The following is a 9,426-nucleotide window of genomic DNA, read 5'->3' on the forward strand; positions in this document are numbered from 1 at the left end:
CACCGACGACACTTCCGGATTGGTGACGATGACCGCCTCGTCGGCAAAGCGCATGGCGAGCTGCGCGCCGCGCTCGATGCCGGCCGGGCTGTCGCAGAACACATAGTCGAACACCGAGCGCAGCTTGTCGATGACTTCGCCGACGCCTTCTTCGGTCAGCGCATCCTTGTCGCGCGTCTGCGAGGCCGGCAGCAGGAACAGCGTCTCGACCCGCTTGTCACGGATCAGCGCCTGCGAGAGTTTCGCCTGGCCCTGGATGACGTTGACGAGGTCGAACACCACGCGCCGTTCGGCGCCCATGATCAGGTCGAGGTTGCGCAGGCCGACGTCAAAGTCGACGAGCGCCACCTTCTTGCCGGTCTTGGCCACGGCCGCCCCAAGGGCCGCCGTCGAGGTCGTCTTGCCGACGCCCCCCTTGCCCGAGGTGACCACCACTACCTTGCCCATTGAAAAGCCTCCGTTGTTGTTGTTCTTGGTCGGGCGGCCCTCGGCCGCCCCAATATCGAAACGAATGTCAGCTCAGCGTCGAAACCCGCAAAGCGTCGCCGTCGAGAAACGCCTGCACCGGCTTGCCGCGCGAAACGCCTTCCATCTCCTCGGCGGTGACATACCAGCCGTCGACCGCCAGCAGCTCCGCCTCGTTCTTGCGGCAGAAGATGCGCGCGCCCCTGTTGCCCAGCGCACCCGCCGAAGCGCGCCCGCGCAGCGTGCCGTAGACATGGATCGAGCCCGCCGCGATGATCTCCGAACCGGACGCGACCGAACCGAGCACGATGACATCGCCATGCGGATGCACGATCGCCTGGCCCGAGCGGATCGGCGCCTTGATCATCAGCGTGCCCGAAGCTTCAACCTGCGGCTCGCTATCGCCCGCCTTGCTTGCGCCAGCCTTGCCGTCGCCGACCGTGGCCGCGCCGGCTTCAGGCGCCCTGCCCTCGGCCTTGCCCTCTCCGGAAACATCCTCCCGCGCCTTGCGGGGCAGCAACCCATCCGTCGTCGCCTCCTTGGCGCCGACCAAAACCGGCGGCAGGTTGGGCGCGAGTGCGGTGTGCCCGTCGAGCTCGATGGCGTAGACGCGGATGCCGCGATGGCCAAGCACGCCGACCAGCGATTCGATCGCGGCGACATCGGGCTTCAAGGTGTTGAGATCAAGCACCACCGGACGGCCGGCGAAATAGCCGGGCGAGTTGCCGATCCAGTGATCCAGCCCCTCCAGCCACACGTCCAAAGGCGCCTCCGGCGTCAGCGTGAAAGCGACGAAAGAGCGGGCACGAAAGCGGATGGATTTGGCCTCGAGGGGGGCGGCAAAGGTCACGGCTGGCGAATCCTTACTGAGAGGTAAACGCTAGCGAGGGAATGGTTAACGAATGGTTAATGAGGAGGGGTCTGCGCCGTCCCTGCAGGGGACAGCCATGATTGGATGGCCTCCGTGACATTCGCGACCTTCCACCATGAATCCACAGCTTCTGTGAAGGTAACGCTTGTCGATCCATCGGATAGTACATTGTCGCGGACGGAGGGTTGCAAATCTGCTTCCTCATGGACAAGATAAGGCGGCTTTGGCCGGGGGGGAAATGTGCCTAGGGTATCAACGATCGAGCGGATGCTCGAATTGCGAATCAGCGTGCTCAATGAAGCGTGGCCCGAGTCGATTTTTTGTGGTCATGTTGCCGATGGAAGTCCTGGGCGGGACGAATTTGCTGTCGCCTTAGACATTTTCGCATGACCATTCATTTCCCGATATTCCAACGTCTAGATGTGGACGGCTACCGCCTATATCCGGGACTACCAAATTCTCCCGGACTACACCTCGACTTCACACCAGGCCCTTGGATCGTGCTTGGCGTAAATGGGCTTGGCAAAAGTACACTGCTTCTGGTCCTAAAATATGTACTAACTGGGCCAGCTCGAATAAGGGGAGCCGGCTTTACGGGGGATAGATCGGATGTCTTGCCGGTTGATCAGAGGTTCTTCGCTGTCCGCGTAGGAGATAGCGCTGCCACCGCTGTGGCAACAGCCGAGATTAAATTTGGTTCGGCCATTCTGAAAGTTCGCCGGCGCCTGAGCGATCTTAAGCTGGTGGAGGCCTCAGTACGCGGAGTTCAGGCGACTGATTCTGTGACGGTTGAAGAAGAATATAGGGCTTTGCTTGCGACGCTGATGGGCCTCGCGCGATTTGAAGATGCTCTTCGCGTACTTGATCGCGTAAACGTTCTTCCTAGAGTCGAGAGATCCATTGATTTGGGATCTGTCGGCTCAGTTTGAATTATTTCGTGCGATCCTAACGCCCTCAAGCTCAGAGGAGCTAAGGCGTTTAGAGGGCGAAATTGTTTCGGCCGACAGCTCGGCACGAAATCTAAACGCCGTTCTCTACAAACTGGTAAATCGGCGAGACACGCAGCAAGCCAAGCAGGAGACTGCAGCCGAAACGCGTGCCCGTTTGGCCAAAGCTACCGCCGAACTGGAAGAGGCAGAGGCCGAAGAGGTCAAGCTTCAGAAGGCGCAAGAGAATATTGAGGAGCGTAGGTCTGACGCCAGGATAGGTCAAAAACGAGCAGATCGAGCTGCTGACGACGCCGCGCAAAGATACGAAGAGATCAAATTTGACGTCTTGCGACATGCATTCGCCGGTGTCACCCCAAACGAGCAGTATGTATTTCTCAAGATTATTTCGGATCGAATCTGCTTGGCATGCGGTAACAAAGCTGACGCCGCGGCCGAAGAGCTTGAGCGTCGGCGCGCAGAAAATCTGTGCCTCGTTTGCGGCTCCCACCGTGCTGCGGAAGAAAAGGTGGTTTCGACGGCAAAAGCGGTTCAGTTGAAGGCTGCTGAAGCATTCACGGCTCTGCAGCATGCACGCGAAGAGCTTCACGATGCAGAGGTAAAGTATCGGAGTGTGGAGGAAGACTATCGAGTTATTGACAACGATCTCGAAGCGGTCCGCCGCCGCGTCGACTCCCTTAGAAGAGAGGCGCGGCGATGGAGAAGCAAGCTGCCAGCTCAGGATCAGGCAGCGTTGGCGCGCGACGAAGATCGCATCGAGGGCCTACGGCGTGAGGTGATTAATTTTAGGAAGGAACGCGACGACGCAGAAGAGAAAATCGCGGTGTTGCTCGCCGAGCTGAAAGTGGCAACAGAGTCTATTCGGGAGCGTCTTGAAGCAGAATTCCAAAGACACGCTCAGGATTTCTTCGCTGAAAAAGCACGTTTGGTCTACGCCCCAAGAAAGGATCGGATCGGTCAGGGCGGTCGAGTATTTGAGTTCCCTGCGTTTGAGATTGAGCTAACAAGTAGCGCGACCGATGGTGACTTTGTCAGGCGATCTGCGACACAAGTATCGCTTTCGCAGCGGGAGTATCTAGACATCATCTTTCGAATGAGCCTCGTTGAAACGTTCGGCGGCGCCAGCGGCTCTTTTATCGTCGATGGTCCAGAAGGATCCGTCGATGCCGTGTTCGCAGAAAAGGCAGGTAACCTATTTGCGGAGCTTGCGACACGAACAACTGGGATGACCGTCATATTGGCGTGCAATGTCGTAGAGGGGGCTTTCATCCCAAATACGTTACGTGCCTACAAGACTCTGGATGCTAGGACGGGACGACTTGTAAACCTGATACACCTAGCAGCGCCGACTGCGGCCTTAATCACCTTGCGGAAGGAATATGAAAGGACCGTTGCAAAAATCCTCAATGAGGAGGCTCGATGAACGCGAGCCCAGCTTCACAGCCACTTCCGGTCCTAATTCGGAGTCGCCTGATTCAAATGCTCGCAGCGCTAGAGCGCGTTGGTGGCACCCCCATAGATACCAGATCATTGCACGCCTTTGCTTTCTTTGCCAACGTCCTGAGCCCACTATGGGATCTTCACCCCCTAGAAGGATCGGTCCTGAAAGACAGTGGAGCACCATACTTTCCAACGTTGCAGCGCGAGTTGGATTCCCTTGTCGGCGGGGGATTTGTCACCGTTGTAACCCTGGCAAGAGGTGACGCCGAAGGTTTGCTGGCAACCTTTCGGTTGGACCATGGCCGTGCAACTCCTATTCTGGAGGCCTTAGGTACACTGCCAGACGAGGCGCGAACTGACGATTTCCTGACAGAACTCGCCGATGCATTTGTCGAGATTAGGCCTGATCGACGCGATGATGCGGCAGTCGCAGATGCCGCCTACTCGGATCCAGCAGTGGCTGAGGGCCGGATAGTTGATTTCGCTGAATGGGTATCTCCGACGCGGGGAAACGCGACGTGGAACACTGCTCAGCAGTTCCAGCGCTACGTTCCGATTGGAGTAACCTTAAATAGAGCTGAGAAGCTCGTGATGTACATGCGCCTAATGAAGCGGAGAGCGCATGGTTGATTTGCCGATTCTCGGCGGCGTCTCGCCGGAAGAGATTGAGCGTATTGCTCAAACTGTGGGAACACCTACGGTGGCGGGAGCGTCACTCACAACCAGATTCTTTAGACGTGTTTCCGCCCTCGTTGCTACTCGTGCAGGGCGCGGCGAAAGCGGGCAATTCACAGTCTTCTTGCAAAGCGAGGCTCTCTTTGAAGATGCGAAGTGCTGCTCTGTGGCGGAAGCGCCCCTATTGGCCAACGGTGCTGATCCCGTCGTTGATCGAATTTGGCTTTCTACAGCCAGCCTCTCGACTTCCTTCGAACTGTTGCTCCGTTGGTCTGATGCCGCGTCGCTTTTCCAGGCAGTGAAGAAGGCTGGGCTGGGTGGGATACCGGCAGTCGTGGTCGATTGGAGAACGGGCGTGCCGCAAGGTCGGCTCTACAGGTCGGGCTTGTCCAATCACGAAGACTCCGAGACGGTTTTCTTTGAGGATGTGCCCATCACACGAATGCAGATGAAGGAGGTTCTAGACACTTTCTATGAACGTTCGCTGAGGACACCCGCGCTCGTTATTGAGGGCCACGCTAAGCGTGTGTGGAAGGAGTCTGCGAACGGCATACCAGAGCATCGCCCCGAAGAGGTCATTCAAGGCCGTCTACTAGAGGCCTTGAAGGCAGTCTTTGCGAGGCACGACCTACGGGCCGAGCCCATCACCGACGACGGACGAGCGGATATCGTCATCTCTATGAAGACCATCACGTCGGGAGGATTGCCGGCCGTGGTAAACGAATGGGTCCTTGAATTGAAGGCTCTTGCCGATCAAACAAATACTGGCAATCCCGTTCCGCCCTCAGTCGCCGTGCAGGCCATCCAAAGCGGTTTAGAGCAAGCCATCGGTTACAAAACGCGCCTTAATGCGCTACAGGCCGCGCTCTGCTGTTACGACATGCGTGCTACCGACTTCGGCGACGACTCCGCCTTCGCGCACATCCAAGATGACGCCAAGCATCACGATGTACCGCTTTGGCGGTGGTTTCTATTCCGATCAACAGCAGCATCTCGAACCGCAAGAGGATACCTCAGCTCCGCATCACGGTAAGGAGCGTCTCCTTGAGTTCCGGTCGGCCACCTTGTTGAGGAGAGGCCCGCATTGATCTGAAAGGCTCTTCGCCCGCGATGGAAAAACCGCGTTCCAAAGCCAACTCGTTCAGAATTGTGGCCACAGGAACCTGGATGCCGGCATAGCGGCTATCGCCCACAACCATATAGACGCGCCCTTTGGATACCAAAGACTTGCTAAGCCGCTCCATAATGACGCACATATCAGAAAAGTAAGCGGAGACCATATCAGGTATATGCCGATTCCAAAGGTCAGCTCGCACGCCTTTCAACTGGCCGGTAATAGCAGATAGCGTTTGCGAGCCAAGATCAGGAGTGTCAAACGGTCGAGAAATTTGAACGTGGCTCCGCAAGGTGGACATGCGAAGATTCTTGTTGTCTAAGCTATTTTTAAGATAGCCACATACCCATAATTCGACATTGTATACATCTGTATAATCAAACGAATTTGGGTACGGCGGCGAGAATACAGCCAAGTCGTACTCCCCGCTATCAGGCGTAAGCTCCCTAGAGTCGCCCCGAAATAGTTCATAGTCACGACCTTTACGCTTCTCATATCGTCGTATTTCATAAATAGCGCGCACCATTGCATCAACGAAAAGCTGCTCCACGCGCTCTTGGCTTGACATTCGCCCAGCCCATCCACTGCGATATCTGCGTCCTTTGCCGCTCACCACAACATTGCTCACGGGCAATGCGATCGCTCCGAGCAATACTCGCATAAGTCGACGACTTGACTCCCTCTCAATTCTAGAAATTCGATCCCGAAGTGATGCTAAGCGACAAGCAACAGCCCTAGGGAAGACGTAGCGACCATCCACTCCCGGCTCTACAAATGTAAGCGGCGCGCCGATAAATGGAACGTCATAGTCTAAGCAAATATCGGCCTCAACAACCGCCTTAAAATCGAGGATCAGCTGATCAACGTCGTATGTTGTCAGCTTGGCCTCGATCAGGTCTGCGAGATATGGATTGACTTCGATCGTGAGAGGCTTGAGGCCGAGAAACTGACATGCCAGTGCCGTTGTTCCTGAACCGCCAAACGGATCTACGCAGGAGGATACGGGGCGACCGAGCGCGTCCCTCGTCTCCTCAACAGCTTGCCCAATAAGCTCAGGAGCGAAAGCCTCCTTAAAGTTGCTCCAGCCTTGAAATGCAACTTCATCTGTGCCGGAGTTTGTTGATAGGTGAGCCGGTCGACGGCCCTCAAGCCAATCGGTGAACGACACGGTTCCATCAAGCGGCTCGAACAGTACCGAATCTGCCGCCAAAATAATCCTCGTCGTCGATTAAGGCTCCAGGCATCGGCCTGATCGCAAGAATAAGTTTTAGCTTAAAGTCAAGAGGGTTAGTTTTCAAGACACCGTTTGCGGAAGGCGAATGCCAGCCAGAAAGGCAAAGTCAGTAGCCAAGGAGTATCGGCTTGTCTACACAGAGCCTTGTCTCTCCTCCCTCAATGCCGTTTAGAATACTGCACCTCCCGCCCATGCTTCTCGGCCGCCCCAAGCGTCTCAAACGTCCCCAAATTCCGCCATTTGCCGTCTTTTCGTCGTTCTTGCGCGAATAAAGCCGGTATTTTCCGCTTCTCAGTTTCCGGATCATCTCGCTCTCCCTGGCTGATCAGGATTTCCCCTTGCCCTTGAGTTCTGGCGCGCCCGAGCCCAGCTTCCTCCCCACCCTTTCAAAACGGATGCACGCCCCAACGACACAGGTTATGTTATCCCCGTCTGGCCGAGGTCATCGAAGGGGGCATGACATGCAGGCAATGCCGATAGCGCATCAAGCCGCGCAACCCGTGCGCCCCATATCCTCCCTGGCCGGCTATCCGGCCGCCGTCCTGTGCTGGCTACTTTCGGCCGGTGTCTATATCGCGGCCAAATGGGTGGCGCCTGAAATGCCGCCCTGGGGGCTCTGCTTCTGGCGGCTGACGCTGGCTTGCGCCATCCTGCTGCCGATCGTGCACCGTCATCACGAGGCGATGATCGGGCTTTTGCGAACGCGCGCCGTGGAGGTCGTCGCCGTGGGGGCAATCGGCCTGACGCTGTGCCAAGGTATGATCTACCACGGTCTCAATGACACCGACGCCACCACGGCCGGCATCATCATGGCGCTGTCGCCTGTCATGACGATGGTGCTCGCCCGTTTCGTGCTTGGCGAGCCGCTCGGGCTGTGGAAGTCGTTTGGCGCCCTGGTTGCGCTTGCCGGGATGATTTTCATTGTTGCCCACGGCAACCTGACGGCGCTGCTGCAACTCAAGGTCAACGCAGGCGAGCTGTGGATCGTCGGCAGCGCGTTCTGCTGGGGCCTCTACACCGTGCTTTTGCGCCGTGCCAAATTCGGCATCGAACTCCTGCCGATGGTCGTGCTGCTGCTCGGCGCCGGTGCGCTGGTCGCCTTGCCTTTCCATTTGTGGGAATTGTTGAACGACGAACGCTCCGCCATGAACGTCCACAGCATTCTCGCGCTCGCCTATCTGGCAGGCCCCGGCGGCGCCTTGATGTACTATCTCTACAACAAAAGCGTGGAAACGCTCGGCGCAAGCCGGGCAAGCATGCTGCTCTACCTGCAGACTGTGTTCGTGGCCATGCTCGCCTATCTGCTGCTCGGCGAGGGCTTGCATGACTACGATCTGGTCGGTGCGGCCTTCATCGTCGCCGGCATCGTACTCGCCACCGTGGTCAAACCCAGGCCAGCTCAACCACGCGTGGCGTAGACATCTTGCGGGTGACGGCTGTATTCAGCGCCGGCCGCATTGGCGTTTGGTGAGTCACCATCGCGACAGCCAAAGGCCGCCTCTCAATGCCGCTTGAAATACTGCACCTCCTTCTCGTGCTTCTCCGCCGCCTCGCGCGTATCGAACGTTCCGAGGTTGCGCCGCTTGCCGGTCTTGTCGTCCTTCTTGCGCGAATACAGCCGGTATTTGCCGTCCTTGAGTTTTCGGATCATCTCGCTCTCCCTGGCTAGGATTGGCCCTGATCAAGGTTTCCGCTTGCCGGGCGGCCCGGCCTGCCGACCAGCGCCTGCGCCTTGTCGCCATGCTCATTCCCCGGTTGTGTCAGGGATCAACGCCGTTCCGATCCAAATGATCCACCCGTTCGAAGGCGGCACTCTGCGGCGCCCCCCTCTGGCCTGCCGGCCATCTCCCCCACAAGTGGGGAGATTGGCAGCTTTGGCGTCGGCGCTTTCTGGCAACGTCGAAATTCGGCGAGCGCCGGCCAAAACGCAAAAACCCGCCTGGGCGACGGGTCACTGGCGCAACTCAGCACCATAGGCAAAAATGTAGCATAGCTGCCCTCACCCGTCAAGAAAAAATTCCTATCCCATCGACACAAGCTCCCTGTCCGGACACATGCATCCCGGCCACGAAGTTAGCGGCGCAATTGCGGTGGCAGCCGACATTCCAACGCAGTAAATTCAGATCCAACTTGACGGAACATTAGCCAAAGCTAATTGTTAGTGGATGCGGCAGGTGGTGCCCTCCATCGCCTGCCGAAGATCGGCCCTCCGATCGGCCCGCGTCCTCCGCCAGAGGCGCGGGCTTTTCGTGCCGATCAGCCGTCGCAGCCTGGCCGGCATTTTTCGTCCTCCGATTATTTCGCCAGTCCCTCATCGGGGTTTCGCCGCCCTTTGGCCTTGAGGCTGCGCGCGGCTTGCTCGACCGCGGCGCGGTCGTTGCCCAGGCGGTCGAGCAGTTCCTGTGCCTCGTCGCCGGAGATGCCGGTGCGCACCGCCAGCGCCTCGACCTCCAGCACGTCGGAGCTGGCGATCTCGCCGGTTTGCGCATCGTCCGCCGTCAGCGGCAGGGCTCCCTCGCGGTCGATCTCGGCCTCGGCCTGGTGCCAGTGCCGCTCGGGGTCGCCCTGCATGCGGCCTTCCCGTTCCCAGATCTGGTAGGCGCGCTCACGAATTCTGTCGTCCCGGTCGTCGCTCATGGTCAGTCCTCCTTGGGGTCAGGGTTGAACGCCGCGCCAATGC

10 protein-coding genes are annotated in these 9,426 nt (G+C 58.0%); 5 read left to right on the plus strand and 5 right to left on the minus strand.

The window, feature by feature from the left end; all coding sequences use genetic code 11:
• Positions 1–447 (minus strand): septum site-determining protein MinD (gene minD, locus EN914_RS12950; RefSeq protein ID WP_127389106.1); only part of this gene is annotated, 447 nt, incomplete at its 3' end.
• A gap of 67 nt (positions 448–514) precedes the next feature.
• Entirely contained in the window at positions 515–1,315 is an 801-nt protein-coding gene (gene minC / locus EN914_RS12955; RefSeq protein ID WP_024501688.1) for a septum site-determining protein MinC, read from the minus strand.
• A 407-nt stretch (positions 1,316–1,722) separates the two neighbouring features.
• On the opposite strand from minC, the gene EN914_RS12960 reads away from it, so the two are divergent.
• From EN914_RS12960 to EN914_RS12975, 4 genes are read left to right on the plus strand one after another with little or no spacing between them, the layout of a single operon-like run.
• Entirely contained in the window at positions 1,723–2,265 is a 543-nt protein-coding gene (locus EN914_RS12960) for an AAA family ATPase (protein WP_127218937.1), read from the plus strand.
• On the plus strand, positions 2,237–3,706 hold the full coding sequence (locus tag EN914_RS12965) for a hypothetical protein (RefSeq protein WP_024501689.1): 1,470 nt from the start codon (positions 2,237–2,239) through the stop codon (positions 3,704–3,706). Before EN914_RS12960 ends, EN914_RS12965 begins: the two co-directional genes overlap by 29 nt.
• A gap of 56 nt (positions 3,707–3,762) precedes the next feature.
• A complete protein-coding gene (locus EN914_RS12970; protein WP_127218938.1) occupies positions 3,763–4,353 on the plus strand; it encodes a hypothetical protein in 591 nt (196 codons plus the stop codon).
• Positions 4,346–5,431: a hypothetical protein gene (locus EN914_RS12975; RefSeq protein ID WP_024501691.1), complete on the plus strand. Its 1,086-nt coding sequence runs from the start codon at positions 4,346–4,348 to the stop codon at positions 5,429–5,431. Before EN914_RS12970 ends, EN914_RS12975 begins: the two co-directional genes overlap by 8 nt.
• Here the strand turns inward: EN914_RS12975 and EN914_RS12980 are convergent.
• Positions 5,412–6,722: a hypothetical protein gene (locus EN914_RS12980; protein WP_024501692.1), complete on the minus strand. Its 1,311-nt coding sequence runs from the start codon at positions 6,720–6,722 to the stop codon at positions 5,412–5,414. The genes EN914_RS12975 and EN914_RS12980 overlap by 20 nt on opposite strands.
• Positions 6,723–7,207: 485 nt before the next feature.
• Between EN914_RS12980 and EN914_RS12985 the strand changes: the two genes are divergently transcribed.
• Positions 7,208–8,164 carry a DMT family transporter gene (locus EN914_RS12985; protein ID WP_024501693.1) on the plus strand — a complete coding sequence of 319 codons (957 nt, stop codon included), beginning with the start codon at positions 7,208–7,210 and terminating at the stop codon, positions 8,162–8,164.
• 83 nt (positions 8,165–8,247) lie between these two features.
• Here EN914_RS12985 and EN914_RS12990 read toward each other — a convergent pair whose 3' ends face one another.
• Together EN914_RS12990 and EN914_RS12995 are read right to left on the minus strand one after the other, a co-directional pair.
• Positions 8,248–8,397: a hypothetical protein gene (locus EN914_RS12990; protein ID WP_086081318.1), complete on the minus strand. Its 150-nt coding sequence runs from the start codon at positions 8,395–8,397 to the stop codon at positions 8,248–8,250.
• Positions 8,398–9,041: 644 nt separating this feature from the next.
• Positions 9,042–9,383: a DUF2934 domain-containing protein gene (locus EN914_RS12995; protein ID WP_024501694.1), complete on the minus strand. Its 342-nt coding sequence runs from the start codon at positions 9,381–9,383 to the stop codon at positions 9,042–9,044.
• Between the last annotated feature and the right edge of the window lie 43 nt (positions 9,384–9,426).

Origin of the sequence: Mesorhizobium sp. M7A.F.Ca.CA.001.08.2.1, from assembly GCF_003998455.1 — a bacterium.
In the GTDB taxonomy this organism is placed as follows: Bacteria; Pseudomonadota; Alphaproteobacteria; order Rhizobiales; family Rhizobiaceae; genus Mesorhizobium; species Mesorhizobium ciceri.

Coding starts and splice junctions, on each gene's coding strand:
- EN914_RS12970 (WP_127218938.1), top strand. CDS start 3,763: ATGCTCGCAGCGCTAGAGCGCGTTGGTGGCACCCCCATAGATACCAGA.
- EN914_RS12990 (WP_086081318.1), bottom strand. CDS start 8,397: ATGATCCGAAAACTCAAGGACGGCAAATACCGGCTGTATTCGCGCAAG.
- EN914_RS12995 (WP_024501694.1), bottom strand. CDS start 9,383: ATGAGCGACGACCGGGACGACAGAATTCGTGAGCGCGCCTACCAGATC.
- EN914_RS12975 (WP_024501691.1), top strand. CDS start 4,346: ATGGTTGATTTGCCGATTCTCGGCGGCGTCTCGCCGGAAGAGATTGAG.
- EN914_RS12985 (WP_024501693.1), top strand. CDS start 7,208: ATGCAGGCAATGCCGATAGCGCATCAAGCCGCGCAACCCGTGCGCCCC.
- EN914_RS12960 (WP_127218937.1), top strand. CDS start 1,723: ATGACCATTCATTTCCCGATATTCCAACGTCTAGATGTGGACGGCTAC.